Origin of the sequence: Microcoleus sp. LAD1_D5 (assembly GCF_036702115.1) — a bacterium.
GTDB lineage: Bacteria > Cyanobacteriota > Cyanobacteriia > Cyanobacteriales > Microcoleaceae > Microcoleus.
This window is the reverse complement of sequence record NZ_JAUBSA010000015.1, coordinates 51296-67996: the sequence shown is the minus strand read 5'-3', so window position 1 is coordinate 67996 and position 16701 is coordinate 51296. Positions and strand designations below refer to the sequence as shown.

Here is a 16701-nt window from a genome sequence, read left to right as displayed (position 1 = left end):
CCTAACTCACAGGATATCCACATTTGTCAACTAACGATATTGGCAGAACCGTACCAATAAGTCGCAATCTCCGCGCTTGGGGCGATATTTTGGACGATCGCCCTGACAAAAGTGCAAAATGAAGTAAGTTAAACACCGTGCTTTCCTTATGCCCACCTCGATCGCCGACTCGAAAAATCTGCTGTCAGACTTAATGGCACGCTACCGCCACCAAGTCGATTATCTGGCAATTCGACTGGAAGAAGCCGAAGGCACCGACATCCTGCTGCGGGGCGAAAAAATTGAAACCCTCAGCGAAGGAGTCTCAATTGGCGGCCAAGTCAGAGCTTGCCACAAAGGCGGCTGGGGCTTTGCCAGTTTTAACCGACTTTCCACCCTCGCCGAAAGAATTGAAGAAGCCATCGCCGCGGCAAAACTGATCGGCGAAGAAGAAACGATCCTCGCGCCTGTCACCCCAGTACAAGACATTTGCTTGCTGCCGCTGACAGGAACAGACCCCCGTCTGGTTCCCCTAATTGACAAAAAGCAATTGTGCGATCGCTACGCGGCCATTCTCCGCAGCATTGACCCGCGCATCGCCACAATCTCCGTGCGCTACGGCGACAGCACCCAGCGCATCATCCTCGCCACCTCCGAAGGCACCATGCTCGAACAAGGTTGGGCAGACATGGAAATGCGCTTTGCCGCCACAGCCCGCAGCGGGGAAACCGTACAAACCGGCCGCGAAACCACTGGTTCCCGCAAAGCTTACGAAGACTTAACCGATCTCGATGTTCAAGTTCGCAGCGCCGCCCAGAGAGCCGTAGATTCCCTAGCCTTACCCCCCGTCCAAGGCAACACCTACACCGTCGTCATCGACCCGATTTTGACCGGATTATTCGTCCACGAAGCCTTCGGACACCTTTCCGAAGCCGACATGGCCTACGAAAATCCCGACATTTTGGAAATTATGACCCTCGGCCGCCAGTTCGGCCCCAAAAACTTGCAAATTTTCGATGGTGCATCGCCAGAGGGACACCGGGGCAGCTATTTCTACGATGACGAAGGTACTCCCGCGACTACTACTCAGTTAATTAAAGACGGCGCTTTAGTCGGGCGACTGCACTCGCGGGAAACGGCGGGCAAGTTGGGAGAAACGCCTACTGGCAATGCTCGCTGTTTGAATTATCATTATCCGCCGATCGTCCGCATGACGAATACTTGGATCGAACGCGGTGACACGCCAGTCGCTGACTTATTTTCTGGTATCAAAGAAGGAGTTTATGCGCGCAATTGGCAAGGCGGCATGACTAACGGCGAAATGTTTACTTTCAGTGCCGGCGAAGCTTGGATGATCCGCGACGGAAAACTAGACAATCCGGTGCGGGATGTTACTCTTTCGGGTAATGTTTTCAGCACTTTAGCTGATATTGAGGCGATCGGCGACGATTTCTACTGGGATGAATCCGGCGGCTGCGGCAAGGCAGGACAAAGTGGTTTGCCCGTGGGCTGCGGCGGGCCGAGTTTGCGGATTCGCGATGTCGTTGTTGGTGGCGAAGCTGCGGAAGAAAGTTAAAGCTGCAAAAGTTGAAAAAAAAAGGTAAAGCGTAAGATTCCTACTCGCGCTTTACCTTTCTTTATTTTTTGAGTGCAACATTTCCCGCCCGTTGGTTGTGTCTGATATTTTGAGGACGCTTGGCCAAAAAACCGCAATAGCGAACAATTATGCCTTGAGCCGCTTTAATTTTTCTCTTCTTCTCCCAATTTTTAATTCTCCCATTCTACCCCTAATTCCCTGCAATTATCGCTTTTTTCGGCTTTATCTCCCGGTGCCTCGTGGTGGCGGCTCATCTTTACCGTTATCTGCGTCAAAGGTCGGAGTGCTAGCTAGAGTGGTTAAAATTTCTGGAGTAGGGTTGTCTTGAGCAAAAAAGGTCGATCGAGTTTCTAAGCTTTGAGCGTTAACTGCGGTACCACTCAGTAACAGGCTTGACATCAGGATGGAAGAGTAAACGCGCATCATAAATTTTGGTGTTTGTATTTTCCCCTTCTTGATACGCAGTCTGTACTCTGCTATCAGGATAAAAAAAATAATTGTGGCGAAGTCATCAATTAGTAAGTGAGGGCACCTGCAATTTTTTTTATTTTTGGTTAAAAGCGGGTGAAATCCATCATCTAGCTCGCTTGTTCGCTGGTAATTTCTAGTTCTCTGGTACTTGCGGGCAACCAGCAGAACTCAAGACCATGTTCAAAAAAAAGAATGCTACTCTTCTATGCCCGTATTCCCCACCCTGGTAGTTATAAATTATTCCCAAATCTCAAATCTCAAATCTAAAAGGGTATCGCCCCTGGAATCCTTTTGAAACATTCTTCCAAGAAAGAAACAAAAACCCCCAATTGTAAAGTTTTACTACTTTTATGATTAACTTCATATTTTATTGAGGTGAAGCGGCAACCCGGGGATTAAAGACACAACAGGAGAGTACCCAGGCGCGCCATCAGCACGTTACATATAAATATATTGGTGAATGAAATTCCTTAAAGGGGGCAATGCATAATTTTTCACATTAACTTCATAAATGGTTGCTATTGTCTTTTTAAATACAGCCTATTCCATGTATATGTGGTACATACAATAAAAGCTATCGCCCGTGTAAGGGGCGCCGCCCACGGGCTATCTGCAAGTTTTATGAAATATGAAGCAGCGACGCAGCCCACAGATTAACACCACATAATATAGCTGCTACTGTACTTCATGAAGCTGGAATATGCTGTAAATTGTGAACCTTTTATTTTTTCTGATTTTTTATGATCTTGCTTTGTGACAAGAGCGTTTACGCGCCACTCCGAAGGAGGAGTCGAAAGCGGTTGGGGAAAAAAAGCCCCTTCACAAAATCGTGGATTGAATCTCAAATCTCACGTCTCAAATCGACTAACTGGCACGCAGGGATTAAAAAAACATGGTTTTAAAACCGCTATCGCGGAGTCAATCTCAAATATCAAATCTCAAATCTCAAAGCGACTGACTTGCACATCTACCTGCAGGAATAGCGAGTCGATGGTTGACGAGTTATCCAAAATAACATCAGCTTGTTGACACTTTTGAGCTAGGGGTAACTGGGCGTTAATGCGGGCATTAGCTCGATCGTAACTCAAGCCGTCTCGCTGCATTAGTCGTTCTAACTGCACTTCGGGTGAACAGTACACTACCCAAATTTCGGTACACAAGTCAGTCATGTTAGCTTCAAACAGCAGCGGCACTACCAAAACCAAAGTCAACGTGTCCGTCGGGGCGCAGAAACCGGGTTTTTTTTCAACAATACTCGGTTCTAGCTTTTGAGGAGAGTGAAAAAAGCCGGTTTTTTGAGTCTTTGTACCTAAATTCTGTGTGTCCTGGGATACCGGACTCGCTGCTGCAATGCAGGTTTGAGTTTCCTCAACAAATCGGCGGCGCACGTAAGGGTGAATCTGTTGTTCCAACCACTGCCGCTCGTCTGCGTTACAAAAAATAATACTTCCCAACTCGGGCCGATTTAAATTGCCGTCCGGGAGCAAAATACCCACGCCGTATCGTTTTACAATAGAGTCAAGTATTGGCGAACCGGGGTTCACAGCTTCGCGGGCGTAAATATCGGCATCTAAAATCGGAAATCCACAGGCATCTCTCAGATAATTAGATATAGCGGTTTTACCGGTGGCGATGCCCCCAGTTAAACCAATCAGACGCACAATTCGATCGCTCATAATTTTCTCTGTTTAAACTTCCTGTGTTTCGACACTTACTGTCAGTCTTTGCTATGTTGGTGACACAATCAAATTTAGACTTAAAATTTAAGATTTGCGATCGAGAGTTCGCGTTAGGAAGTGTCAGCATTGGGGTGCGATCGACTCTTTTTTACCTAAAATCTCAATTTTAAACTCGAATTAAGGTCTAGACCGAGGCAAACTTATGAATGCTCAACGTGCTGTGCGGTCGATTCTGGCAGCAATTCCCCTTGCTGGATTTTTGATAGTAGATTTTTTCCCCAACCTCGTTTTCCTCAAAGAAAACAGCAACGGATGGGTACTCGTGGCAATTTATCCCCAATCTCAAATTGCTGCTGCACAATCTATTACTCCAGCCCCAGACGGCACCGGAACCGCTGTCACCGCCCCAGGTACAGGGTCGCCTCCTCGCTACGACATTCAAGGCGGCACTACCTCCAGAGACGGAGCAAATTTGTTCCACAGTTTTACTCGGTTCAATCTGAATTCGGGCGAAACTGCCAATTTCATCTCCAACCCAAGCGTTAAAAATATCCTCGGCCGCGTTGTCGGGGGCGACGCTTCCTTAATTAACGGTTTAATTCAAGTTAGTGGTGGCAATTCTAACTTGTTCCTCATGAATCCTGCAGGGATTATTTTTGGAACGAATGCCCGACTCGATGTGTCCGGGTCTTTTTTGGCTACCACCGCTACCGGTATCGGTTTTGACAACGGCTGGTTTAACGGTACTGGGGCGAACGACTACGCAGCCCTAGTCGGAATGCCCAATGCTTTTGTTTTTGGCCCACAGCCGGGGAGTATTGTCAATGCAGGTAACTTGGCTGTCGGCACGGGGCAAAATTTGACTTTGCTGGGCGGTACGGTCATCAGTACAGGGCAACTTTCAGCCCCAGGCGGTCAAATTACTGTGGCGGCTGTCCGGGGCGAAAATCTGGTGCGGTTGAGTCAAAACGGACTTTTGCTGAGTTTAGAAGTTTCTCCAGCAGCCGGAGTGTCGGGTTCGGAAGCTGTTCCCTTCTCTCCGCTGAGTTTACCTCGGCTGCTTTCGGGCCCCGGCGTAGCTAACGCTACGGGTATAACTACGAACGCTCAAGGTGAAGTCGTACTCACAGGCGGGCAAACAGTGCCTGGAGGGGCGGGAACTGCGCTGCTAGCGGGTGCTGCCGACGTGTCTGCCAGGGGGGGTGTCGGAGGAAGCGTCAACGTGTTGGGCGACAAGGTAGGGCTGTTTGGAGCGAAGATTGAGGCTTCGGGCCCCGACGGCGGCGGAACGGTGCGGATCGGGGGAGATTACCGAGGCGAGGGAACTGTGCCCAATGCCAGGATGACTTACGTGGATGGCAAAAGTTCGATCGCAGCCAACGCAACTGAATCAGGCAACGGCGGCAGAGTTGTGGTCTGGGCTGACAACACAACAGCATTTTTGGGCAGCATTAGCGCGAATGGTGTTTCTGCAACGGCAACCGCAGGTGTTGGCGGGTTTGTGGAAGTTTCGGGCAAGCAAAGATTGATTTTTAACGGTACTGTCGATACCTCTGGGACAAACGGTTTGGGGACTTTGCTGTTAGATCCAGAAAATATTGTAATTACAGATTCCGCAGAAGGTGCGGGCGATGCGGCAATAATTGCCAACAATAATATTTTGGCAACAGGAACGCCACCAGAACAGCAAAACAATTCTGAGCCTTCGCTGACTATTTCGGCTAGAGCTTTGGAAAGTATGTCGGCTACGTCAAATGTGGTTCTCGAAGCGCTCAATGATATTACAATTGCTGATTTGGCGGACAATCAGTTGAGCTTTCAAGCAACTACTGGTTCGGTAACATTTAGATCAGATGCGGATGGCAATGGTGCGGGTGCTTTTTCGATGAATGCGGCCGATACAATTAGCACGGCTGGCGGTGCGATCGCCATTTCGGGAAGTCAAATTACTGCGGGCAATTTGTCGAGCAACGGCGGAAATATTAGTTTGATTAGTCAGGGATCGACTGTTGCAAACAATATTTCTTCATCGAATCCCAGCACCGGCAGCAGCGGAAATATTTTGCTCGAAGGGCTGAACGTAACGGCCCAAAAACTTGATGCCAGCGGCCCGGAAGCGACGGGAAATGTAACTGTGACAGCTCAGAATATTCTGGGAGTTAGCTCGCTCGCAGGGGGATCGGGAAACATTACTTTGACTGGTAATGAAATTAATTTCAAAGGTGACAAAAATTCGGTCAGCGGTACTGGCTTTTTGGTACTGCAACCTTGGAGTCCCGGTCAAAATATTGCGATCGGCGGTTCTGGAGATGTCGGCACTAATATTTATTTGAATCTGACGGCAAACGACCTCGGAAGTTTGGAAAATGGGTTTGCTGGAATTACGATCGGGCGCAGCAACGGTATAGGTTCAATTCTGATTGCCAACGATTTCACATTTTATGATCCACTAATTATTCAATCGCCAGCGGGTTTGGGAACAATCACTACCACAAATTCTTTGACAGCGGCCGACAATGCCTCAATTACTCTCAAAGCTGACGGCAATATCAGAACCGGAAATATCACTACCAACAATCAGGAAGTTCGCATCGTCAGCACCGCAGGCAATGTCACAACTGGTCAGCTACTTACTGGAACTGCCCGCACTATCAACACTTCTGTCAATCCTTCCGAAGATATAGGCAATTCGGCGGGAGATGTTAGTGTTACTGCACAGGGCACGGTGACTGCCGGGGCGATCGACACAAGGGGCGATCGCGCGGGGAAGGTGACGCTGACGGGGCGCAATGGCGTCACTGCCGGGGCGATCGAAGCTGGTGGCTCGAAAACACCGGGAGATATTACCCTGACGGGCAACGAAATTGACTTGACGGGTGACAAAAATTCGATCGCCAGCAACGGCAATCTGGTGCTGCAACCGGCTGATCCAAGTCAAAATATTACAATTGAAGGTTCTGGCGATACAGAAGCTCTGAACTTGACTGCTGCTGAATTGAACACTTTTCGGAATGGGTTTGCTTCGATCACGATCGGGCGCGCTGACGGTAGCGGTGTGATTTCGATTCCTTCTGGAACACCAAATTCAACGCCAAATTCAACGCCAGTGGCGGTGACATTTCAAGATCCGACGACTATTCGATCGCCCAATGGTACAGGCGCGATCGTGGGAACGGGTGCGATCGTCGGCACTGATAAGGCCACGATCTCTCTGATGGGCGGTACTGTAAACGTCGGAGACGTTACCTCGACTGCGGGGATTAACATCACTAGCAGTCAAGGCAAGTTGACTGCTGGTACGGTTTCATCTCGCTCAACTTCCGGGGTGGCGGGCCCTATCAATATTCGCAGCGCCGGTGCGGTAGAAACCGGCAACATCGATGCTTTTGGTGCCAGAAGCGGGGGAGATATTTCGATTGCGGCGCCGGGTCGGATCGTTACAGGGGTGATCAACTCGAGTTCGCAATCGGGAAGTGCCGGTTCGAGCCAAATTACCGGGCAGAAAGATATTGAAGTTGTTTCGATCAAAGCTCGTGGCAATACCGGCGGCGATGTGGCAATCGAAGCTGGGGGAGCGTTTCGGCCTGCGGGAACAGGAACGGCGGCCGATCGCGCCGAGGTCAGCATTTCTACAGACGGGCTGGCTCAATCGGGTACACAGACGCTGCTGCAAAGCACTTGCCCGTCGGGAACCTGCACGGCGGCGAGTGTTGGGACGGGAAGCTCGAAGTCGAATACTGCCACATCCTCAACTGCGATCGGGCCGCTGGCGATCGTGCCGAGTCCGGCACCAACTACCAGCGTGGAACTGCAAACTACAGACAATTCTCAACAAATTGTGACTCAGGTGAGTCTCGGCCCCCCAGTGTCGGAGCCAAAGATCAGTACCACAAATGTCTCGCCAGAACCTGCTGCTGCGCCTGTTGAGGCTCAGTCTAACCAGACTGCTGCAGGCCCGGTACTGCTGTCGCCGTCGGTGTTAAAAGGCAATTTTGGTACGCCTGCAGCGACAGAAAACGCCAGCGTGCCAACAACTCCACAGAAACCGGCGAGTGCGGTGACAGCAGAAAGTATGGGGAATGTGAGGGTTCCTGAGATTTCTCGATCGAACTCGATCGCGCAAATAAATCCGATCGACGCAGTGCAGCAAAGGGATATAACTCAGGGCCGGGAATTTGAACGTTACTTTGGGGGCAATCTCGGTCAAAAGTCGGTCACGCAGCAAAGTATTCGAGATACTCTCAGCAGCGTTAATCGCTTGACGGGAGTTAAACCCGCCATCCTTTACGTGTGGGCGAAAGAGAAACATTTAGAACTTGTGTTGTTATTGCCAGACGGCAAAAATGTTTTTAAAAGCGTGCCTGCAAGCCGCGAGACAGTGCTGCAAGTTGCTAAACAATTCACTAATTCTATCAGAAGTCCTAGGAGATTGAATGCTGCTGATTACAAGGAACCTGCCGAGGAACTTTACCAGTGGTTAATTGCACCGCTGCAACCGGAATTGGATGCTAACAATATTGATACTTTGGTGTTTTCGATGGATGCCGGTTTGCGAACTTTGCCTTTGGCGGCTCTTTACGACGGCAAGCAGTTTTTGGTAGAAAAGTATAGTTTGGGGCTGATTCCCAGTTTGAGTTTAACTGATACTCGCTATGCTGATGTTAAAGGTTCTGAAGTCTTAGCGATGGGTGCGTCAAATTTTCCTGCCAAGTACGAGCAAAATCCTTTGCCTGCGGTGCCGCTGGAAATATCGACAATTGTGGGCAAGATTTGGCCGGGTTCGTCTTTTCTCAATGAAGCTTTTACTTTGGCAAATTTGAAGCAGAAGCGCAATCAACCGCAATACAAAATTATTCATTTAGCTACTCACGGCGATTTTCAGCCTGGGGGGGCGGAAAATTCTTACATTCAGTTTTGGGATACTAAGTTGCAGTTGAATCAGTTGGATCAGTTGAAGTTATCTAACCCGCAGGTGGAGTTGTTGGTTTTGAGTGCGTGTACTACGGCGGTGGGAGACGAACAAGCTGAGTTGGGGTTTGCGGGGTTGGCGGTGCACGCGGGGGTAAAATCGGCTTTGGCGAGTTTGTGGTATGTCAGCGATGTCGGTACTTTGGGGCTGATGACTGAGTTTTACCAGCAGTTGCGTACAGCGCCGATTAAGGCTGAGGCTTTGCGGCAAGCGCAATTGGCGATGCTGCGGGGAGAAGTGCGCTTGCAAGATGGTTATTTGGTGCGATCGGGCAACAATCAAGCTCTGCCTTTACCGTCGGAGTTAGTCACTAGGGGCGATCGAAATTTGTCGCATCCTTATTATTGGGCCGCTTTTACAATGATCGGTTCGCCGTGGTAATTCTGAAGGAAGAGGGTGCGATCGGCCAAAAAACCGGGACAGAACAAGTCGCAAAACTCGCAGGATGGAAATAGCTAAAAAAGTGCGGTAATATCATTAATATCATTTCCGGTTACACTCCTTATGATGTTGACGGTTGACTGTTGACGCCGTGAACAGTCAACCGTGAACAGTCAACAGTGAACTCTAATTTACTATTCCGATGCTAACGGATTTGATATTAGAGGTAATAGAGGCAATCTTTTGGGAGTAGAGACAACAACGATTGGTTTCTAACCCACGGCTGATTTGGGAAATCAACTGCCTCTCACTACGTTGTCTAATTATATGAGTTCGCCATCGTCTAGACGATAAACATGAACACAGTTGCGACCTTTGCCTTTGGCAGCATAACAAGCAGCATCAGCCGCCCCCATAACCTCCATCAAATCTTGGCTGGTTTGGTTAATGGCAACAACTCCAATACTGACCCCGATGATAAAGGTTTTGCTATCCCAAATAAACCGAAACTGATGCACTATGTCTTTGAGCTTTTCCGCAATCTGAGTTGCTTTAGAGAGGGGACATTTAGTAAGTAAAAGACCAAACTCATCACCTCCCAAGCGAGCCAGTGTGTCATTAGCGCGGACTCCCTTTTGTAAAACTCTAGTGATTTGGCGCAGTAGCTCATCGCCAGCAATATGACCTGCGGTATCGTTAACGACTTTGAACTTATCTAAATCTAAATAACAGAGAGCGTGCTGCTGATTGCTATCTTGAACAGAGGCGATCGCCTCAATTAGTCGCTGCTCAAATCCTCGACGGTTGATTAAACCCGTCAGAGCATCGTGATTGGCTTGCCAAGAGAGTTGACGAGCAATATTGCGCGATTCGGTAACATCATGAAAGACGATGACTGCCCCGATAATTTGACCTTGGTAGTCTCGAATCGGTGCTGCTGAGTTCTCAATGGCATACTCAATCCCATCGCGCGCAATGAGTGTAGTATGGTTAGCTAAGCCCACAATTCGCTTCTCCAACAAAGCCTTGTCGCTCGGATTCTCTAATGGCTGTCGCGTTACTTCATTGACAATTTCAAAGACTGTAGACAGGGGGAGTCCCTTAGCCTCATGAGCCTTCCAGCCTGTCAGTTGCTCAGCGATAGGATTGAAAAATCGCACATTACCTTGAGCATTGGTAGTAATAACTGCATCACCAATCGATTGGAGAGTCACTTGAGCGAGTTCTTTTTCGGCAAAGAGGGATGCCTCGAGACGTTGGCGTTCTTCCACTTCTCTCAAGAGACGTATATTCTGCTCTTGGAGGCTTTGTTGCAACCGTCGGATGGTTAGGTGAGTTTCGACACGAGCTAATACTTCTTCGACTTGAAACGGCTTAGCAATATAATCTACGGCACCAACAGCAAACCCCTGAACCTTATTGAAAGTTTCCTTGAGAACACTCAAAAAAATTATCGGAATGCCTGTGGTTTGCTCGTCAGATTTTAATTGTTTACAAACTTCATAGCCATCAAAATCCGGCAATTTAATGTCGAGTAAAATTAGTTCCGTCCATGGCGATTGGGCGGCTCGGATCGCCATTGCGCCTGTTGTGGCACAGCGAACTTTATAACCATGTGCGCTCAAAGTACGGCCCAGAAGACGCAGGTTATCAGGCAGATCGTCAACAATTAAAATATTGCCGCGGTAGTTGGTATGTGGATCGCTAACTCTATCGCTAGTTCTCTCGACGAGAATCCTACTGCTTTCCATACTTTCTTGCAAAAGGATTATAAGCCTATGAATAAGAGTATAGTTGAATTATTAAATTATAAACTCACTTTACGCAGCCAGAAGTCCTGCGATCGCAGAGTTCGAGGACTGGCACACTGGCACAGCCCCTACACAATCTGACTTGTTGAGGTAGGGATAATCGCCCCGTGGTGGCCCTTCTTCATTTGGGCTAACCTTAAAAGAACATTTTTTCAACGCAATCTGCTGTATGAACAAGCACATTTCTGAAAGGGCAAGTCTACTCCTCATTGCGATCGGATGTCTCGTGCTGCTGGGTTCGCAATTTGACATCTCCCTACTCAAAAGTGGTTTTCCCGGTAAGACTTCGACCATGAAGCGGGCAATGGCAGAACTCAATCGCTAAGCACTTCAGCACTCATGAATAATGCAGGTTAGATATGATTACACAATTTTTTGAAAGTGGAGGATTCATTCCTCATGGTCACTGCTATCTCTGGCAAACAAATTTAGTAGGATTACATATTTTATCCGATGGTTTAATTGCTTTAGCTTACTACTCCATCCCCATCATGCTAATCTACTTTGTGCGACAGCGCCAAGATACTCCTTTTCAGAAAGTATTTTTTCTGTTTGGCGCCTTCATAATTGCCTGTGGTACAACTCATATCATGGAAATTTGGACGCTTTGGTTTCCTACTTATTGGCTTTCGGGAGGACTTAAAGCTATTACTGCTCTGATTTCTATATATACTGCATCTGAGCTAGTGTTTTTAATTCCCTCAGCCTTAGCTTTACCTAGTCCAGCTCAACTTATTGCGGCCAATCAAGCCTTAGAGAAGGAAATCAATGAGCGCAAGCGGGCTAAAAAGGAACGCAAACAAATTGAGGAGGCTTTACGAAACAGTGAAGAGCAGTTTCGCAATGCGTTTGAAAATGCGTCAATTGGAATGGCGATCGTTTCACTTGATGGGTACTGGGTTAAAGTCAATCCTGCCTTAATTCGGATTATTGGCTACTCCTCAGAAGAGTTGTCAGCGTTAAGTTTCCAAGACATTACCCATCCTGACGATTTAAACGTGGATCTTAGTTATGTACATCAGCTATTAGCAGGAACAATTTTAAGTTACCAAATGTAAAAACGGTATTTCCATAAACAAGGACCTATAATTTGGATTGTTCTTAATGCCTCGATAGTACAAGATGAACAGGGAACTCCACTGCATTTTATTGCTCAGATCCAAGACATTACCGCTCGAAAAGAAGCTCAAAAGACGCTAGCTCTTCAGAGTCTTATTATCCAGAACATGGCAGGTGGAGTGTGTTTAATTAAAGCCTCAGCCCTCACGATCGTCTACACCAATCCCAAATTTGACTCTATGTTTGGCTACACAGAGGGCGAACTCGCAGGTCAACCCGTTGGTGTCTTGAATTATATCGATCAACAGCTAACACCAGACGCAAGCTTGCTAGATCTTGTTACTCAAATTGATCAGAACGGAGAAGCACAATCTGAAATCTACAATAAGAAAAAAGATGGAACTCTCTTTTGGTGCAGAGCTCATACGTCTAGGTTTGAGCATCCTGAATACGGAACTGTATATGTTGCCGTTCAGGAGGATGTGACAGAGCTGAAACAAGCTGAGCAAGCTTTGCGAGATACCACCAGTCGCCTCAACTTTCTCCTGAACTACAGCCCCATCGTTATTTTTAGCTCTAAACCTTATGGCGACTATGCAGCAACGTTCATCAGCGAAAATATCAAAGATGTATTGGGCTATGAAAGCATTGCGTTTTTAGAAGATTCTGAATTTTGGGTGCATAACTTACACCCAGATGATGTAGAACGAGTGCTTAATGGCTTAGCCAATATATTCGTCAATGATTTTTATTTCCATGAATACCGTCTTCGTCACTCTGATGGGGTTTATCGCTGGATACTCGTTCAACTCAGACTAATTCGAGATCGGGCAGGTAGACCAGTGGAAATGGTGGGATCTTTAATTGACATTAGCGATCGCAAACAAGCCGAGTTGGAACTTAAGCAAGCTAAAGAAGCAGCAGAAACAGCAAACCGAGCCAAAAGTATGTTCCTGTCGAATATGAGCCACGAACTCCGTACTCCTCTCAATGCTATTTTGGGATTTACGCAATTGATGAGTTACGATCCTGTTCTGACTCCCGAACTCCAACAAGATTTGGCGATCGTCAATCGTAGTGGCACACATTTATTGGAATTGATTAACGACATTTTAGATTTATCTAAAATTGAGAGCGGACAGATGACACTCTATCTTTCTGACTTTGACCTAAAAAATTTGCTGAGTTCTCTTGAAGAAATGTTGCAAGTTAAAGCCCACTCGAAAGGATTGAAATTAATTGTCGAGCAAGAACCCAATCTGCCCCAATTTGTGCATAGCGATGAGAAAAAACTGTATCAAGTCTTAGTCAATCTGCTCGGTAATGCGATTAAGTTTACTCATCAAGGAAGCGTCACCTTACGAGTAAGATCAGAACAGAGCGACCAAACGTCCTGTCGCCTATGTTTTGAAATTGAGGATACTGGAGTGGGAATTGCTCCAACAGAAGTTGACCGCTTATTTCAGGTGTTCGTGCAAGCTGAAGCTGGGACTAAATTGAATCAAGGTACTGGTCTAGGTCTAGCTATCAGCCAAAGATTTGTCCAACTCATGGGTAGTCAGATTCGGGTTCAAAGCACATTGAATCAGGGCAGCATTTTTTACTTTGAACTTGGGGTAAAGTTACCTCAAGCAGTCTGCCTTGCCTCAGAATTGCTTAAACAAAGAGTGATTGGTATAGCTCCAGGACAACCAACTTACCGCATCCTTGTTGTTGAAGATGTAGAGGAAAATCGCCGCTTGTTGGTCAAACTCCTTACCTCAGTCGGTTTTGAAGTGCGCCAAGCAACACAGGGAGTTGAAGCACTATCCCTGTGGGAAAGTTGGTCCCCACACCTGATTTGGATGGATCTACGAATGCCGATTATGGATGGCTACACAGCTACTAAACGCATTAGAGAACACCCTCATGGACAAGAGACTGTCATTATTGCTTTAACTGCCAGTGCTTTTGAAGAAGAGCGAGAGAAAGCTCTTATGGCTGGTTGTGACGACTTTATGAGCAAGCCATTTCAGGAAAGGCTCGTCTTTGACAAACTCGCTCAACACTTGGGAGTAGAGTACATCTACACAGTTGTAGGAAAAGATTGCCAAAAACTATTTGTGGATTCTTTATCTCCAGAAGATCTAGCCGTGATGTCCTCTCAGTGGTTAGAAGAAATGTATCAAGCTGCCTACTATGTTGATCCTGATGTCATGAACGAGCTAATCAAACAAATTCCCGCATCTCAATCAACCCTTTCCAGTGCGCTAATTGATTGTGTCAATAACTTTAAGTATGACCAAATTGTGGAGTTAATTCGACCTCTCCTCCCGAATCCAGTTTAGTTATCGAGTTCAAGGACAAATTTGATTCTATTACCATCAGCCACAACTGCTCTTTTAACACTAAAGTGTCGATGCTGTCTTTGATGATAACGCCTTCATCTTCTTCGGAAATTTCGAGGAATTTTTTGGGTTTAATGTAGAAATGATGCAGATAAAACTCGCCCGCAAATAACAGCGGAGAGACGATCGATAAACTGATAATTTTTTCTAGCATGGGCGGATAGGATCGCAAGTTGAAGTAACCCGCTTTAATCTGAATCCAACTTGCTCGGACTTGCATTCCTCACTACGAACTGGTTACGCTTATTTTACCGAAGATGATATAATTGATAATTGAATTCTGCTAATTCCAAATTTTTTGCAAATTGAGAACAAATCCCGGCAAAACATTTTCCCCAGAAAGAGTGAGAGGAGATTGTAAAACTTCCACATCTTGGCCGGGGCGATAAATTTCAACTTCCCGTTTTTTGCGGTTAATCAGCCAACCCAAACGACAGCCATTTTCCATATATTCTTGCATTTTTTCCTGAGTCTTTTTCAAGCTATCAGTTGGAGAGAGAATTTCCACAGCAAAATCGGGACAAAGCGGGATAAATTTTTCTCTTTGTTGAGGTGTTAAAGCTTCCCAGCGCGATTTTTCTACCCAAGACGCATCGGGAGAGCGATCGGCTTTATTGGGCAGAGTAAATCCTGTGGAGGAATCAAAGGCTTCACCGAGTTGGGTTTGTTCGTTCCAAAGTCCAATTTGTAAGTTAAATTTGGAGTTGCTTCTTCCCGTTTCTCCTCCCGTGGGTGGCAGGACAATTAATTCTCCGTTGGCATTCCGTTCTAATTTCAATTCCGGGTTTTCTTCGCACACTTGATAAAACTGTTCTGAATTTAGTTTAATTATGGAGTTGAGGTTTAAGGTTATAGCAGTCATTGTTATTTACCTGCTGTTTGTATAAAGTTTATTAAGAATTAAAAATGAATAATCCCATTTTTAATTCTTAATTGTTAACTTCTAATTCTACTGCAATTGTTTGATTCTGTTGAGCGCGTCTAGATACGCACTTGTTCTTCCGCCTTGCTTGTAAAGTTCTGCTGCTTTTTGAAAGTCAGCAATTGCTTTCGGTTGGTCTTTGTTGTCCAGGTAAGCTAAAGCTCGGTTGTAGTAGGCGTCGGCAAAACCGGGATTGGTTGCGATCGCCCGCGTGTATGCTTGAATAGCATTGGAACCGCGAGTGGGATCGAGTTCGGGCAAGCTGGCGGTGATGAAAGTGCGGGCATTACCGATATTAAAATACAATTCAGGGGTATATTTGGGCTTGAAAGCGAGTGCTCTGTTGAAATCCGCGATCGCCTCCCAAGCATCTCCTTGATCTAACAGCGAAAGTCCTCGAAAATAATAGGCTTGGGCGTCTTGCGGATTGGCGGTGGATACCGGGCCGATCGTGGCGGGAGTATTGTCTACTTTCAACTCGGATTTGTTGATTCCCGCCGCCACTAGCTTCGCGATAAATGTATTGATTGGAACTGCTGCGTTAAATCCGGTTTTAATCGGGGCGACTTCGCCGGAACTCGTTTGCGCGAAACCGAATTCTCCTTGTCCGTGTAAACCGATGACTCGGCCTTCGGAGTCAAAAACTGGGCCACCACTCATGCCACTCCAAGTTACTGCCTGATACCGCAAAGTGTAACCTTCCGGGCGGTTGCCGGGGCGGCTGGTAACGAGTCCGGGAGAGAGTTCTGGTTCTCGTTCGGCGCCGAAAAGTCCGCCGGTAGCGGGATAGCCGTAAACGAAGATTTGAGTGCCGATGACGGCTTGATCGGAATCTGCGATCGTCGCGACTGGATATTCTTCGGGGCTTTCAAATTTGACTACGGCTAAATCCGGGTCAGTTTCGGCGGTTTGCAAGCGGGTGACGGAGGTTGCTTGATAGTTTTTGCCTTTAGACGTGCGAACGGTGTATTTCACGTCTGCTTTCTCTACGACGTGGTTGACTGTTAAAACTGTGTAAGTTTTGCCTGTTTTGGCAATAATTACGCCAGAACCGTCTCCGAGGGAACTGTTAATTTGTACTGTCAGCGGACCGGCAATGCTGGCGACTTCTTGGGGCGTTTTGGCGATCGCGGGTTGGCTGATGACTATGGTTAAGGCTGCGGTTGTTCCTGCTAGCAGCGTGGTTAAGGTGTCATAACGAGAAAAGTTTATATTCATGGGTATTGCTAATTAGTAGTTGGGTAGCGGGATTTGCGGGAGAAAGGGCGATCGATCCTTGGTACTTTTTTTGTTTTTAGTTTTATTGGTGATTTGACGCAAAGGATCTCGGCTTTGTTCTTTAGTGATAATTTTACTCGCTTTTTTGTTCCGCGATTCCCTATTTCACTGTATGGTGCCCACTGCGTACCTTAATTAATCTCCCTGCAGGCTGCCCAACTTTCTTAT

At 46.9% G+C, this 16701-nt stretch carries 9 protein-coding genes and 1 pseudogene; 4 read left to right on the top strand and 6 right to left on the bottom strand.

All coding sequences use genetic code 11. From position 1 onward, the window contains the following. Positions 1-148 precede the first annotated feature (148 nt). A complete protein-coding gene (locus tag QUA70_RS09610) occupies positions 149-1555 on the top strand; it encodes a TldD/PmbA family protein (RefSeq protein WP_333346504.1) in 1407 nt (468 codons plus the stop codon). Between the two features lie 243 nt (positions 1556-1798). Here QUA70_RS09610 and patX read toward each other — a convergent pair whose 3' ends face one another. Beyond that, entirely contained in the window at positions 1799-2002 is a 204-nt protein-coding gene (patX, locus tag QUA70_RS09605) for a heterocyst-inhibiting protein PatX (RefSeq protein WP_333346507.1), read from the bottom strand. A 983-nt stretch (positions 2003-2985) separates the two neighbouring features. Continuing rightward, positions 2986-3723: a dephospho-CoA kinase gene (gene coaE, locus QUA70_RS09600; protein ID WP_333346508.1), complete on the bottom strand. Its 738-nt coding sequence runs from the start codon at positions 3721-3723 to the stop codon at positions 2986-2988. Positions 3724-3928: 205 nt separating this feature from the next. Here coaE and QUA70_RS09595 point away from each other — a divergent pair, with 205 nt between their 5' ends. Further along, entirely contained in the window at positions 3929-9076 is a 5148-nt protein-coding gene (locus tag QUA70_RS09595; protein WP_333346511.1) for a CHAT domain-containing protein, read from the top strand. Between the two features lie 323 nt (positions 9077-9399). Here the strand turns inward: QUA70_RS09595 and QUA70_RS09590 are convergent, their stop codons facing one another. Further along, positions 9400-10827, bottom strand: coding sequence for a diguanylate cyclase domain-containing protein (locus tag QUA70_RS09590; RefSeq protein ID WP_333346513.1), 1428 nt, complete (start codon positions 10825-10827; stop codon positions 9400-9402). A 229-nt stretch (positions 10828-11056) separates the two neighbouring features. On the opposite strand from QUA70_RS09590, the gene QUA70_RS09585 reads away from it, so the two are divergent. Then, complete coding sequence (locus QUA70_RS09585; protein ID WP_333346516.1) at positions 11057-11212, top strand: hypothetical protein; 156 nt, start codon at positions 11057-11059, stop codon at positions 11210-11212. A gap of 34 nt (positions 11213-11246) precedes the next feature. Continuing rightward, positions 11247-14273: pseudogene (locus QUA70_RS09580) on the top strand (PAS domain S-box protein). Here the strand turns inward: QUA70_RS09580 and QUA70_RS09575 are convergent. The 3 genes from QUA70_RS09575 to QUA70_RS09565 form a co-directional block, all read right to left on the bottom strand. Next, positions 14218-14553 carry a hypothetical protein gene (locus tag QUA70_RS09575; RefSeq protein WP_333324222.1) on the bottom strand — a complete coding sequence of 112 codons (336 nt, stop codon included), beginning with the start codon at positions 14551-14553 and terminating at the stop codon, positions 14218-14220. The pseudogene QUA70_RS09580 and the gene QUA70_RS09575 sit on opposite strands and share 56 nt — an antisense overlap. Before the next feature lie 63 nt (positions 14554-14616). Next, the gene (locus QUA70_RS09570; RefSeq protein ID WP_333324224.1) at positions 14617-15195 is read right to left on the bottom strand and encodes a Uma2 family endonuclease; all 579 of its coding nucleotides are present in this window, start codon (positions 15193-15195) and stop codon (positions 14617-14619) included. A gap of 87 nt (positions 15196-15282) precedes the next feature. Further along, a complete protein-coding gene (locus tag QUA70_RS09565) occupies positions 15283-16473 on the bottom strand; it encodes a tetratricopeptide repeat-containing serine protease family protein (RefSeq protein ID WP_333324226.1) in 1191 nt (396 codons plus the stop codon). Positions 16474-16701: the final 228 nt, after the last annotated feature.

Coding starts and splice junctions, on each gene's coding strand:
- QUA70_RS09570 (WP_333324224.1), bottom strand. CDS start 15,195: ATGACTGCTATAACCTTAAACCTCAACTCCATAATTAAACTAAATTCA.
- QUA70_RS09585 (WP_333346516.1), top strand. CDS start 11,057: ATGAACAAGCACATTTCTGAAAGGGCAAGTCTACTCCTCATTGCGATC.
- patX (WP_333346507.1), bottom strand. CDS start 2,002: ATGATGCGCGTTTACTCTTCCATCCTGATGTCAAGCCTGTTACTGAGT.
- QUA70_RS09575 (WP_333324222.1), bottom strand. CDS start 14,553: ATGCAAGTCCGAGCAAGTTGGATTCAGATTAAAGCGGGTTACTTCAAC.
- QUA70_RS09590 (WP_333346513.1), bottom strand. CDS start 10,827: ATGGAAAGCAGTAGGATTCTCGTCGAGAGAACTAGCGATAGAGTTAGC.
- QUA70_RS09595 (WP_333346511.1), top strand. CDS start 3,929: ATGAATGCTCAACGTGCTGTGCGGTCGATTCTGGCAGCAATTCCCCTT.
- QUA70_RS09565 (WP_333324226.1), bottom strand. CDS start 16,473: ATGAATATAAACTTTTCTCGTTATGACACCTTAACCACGCTGCTAGCA.
- coaE (WP_333346508.1), bottom strand. CDS start 3,723: ATGAGCGATCGAATTGTGCGTCTGATTGGTTTAACTGGGGGCATCGCC.
- QUA70_RS09610 (WP_333346504.1), top strand. CDS start 149: ATGCCCACCTCGATCGCCGACTCGAAAAATCTGCTGTCAGACTTAATG.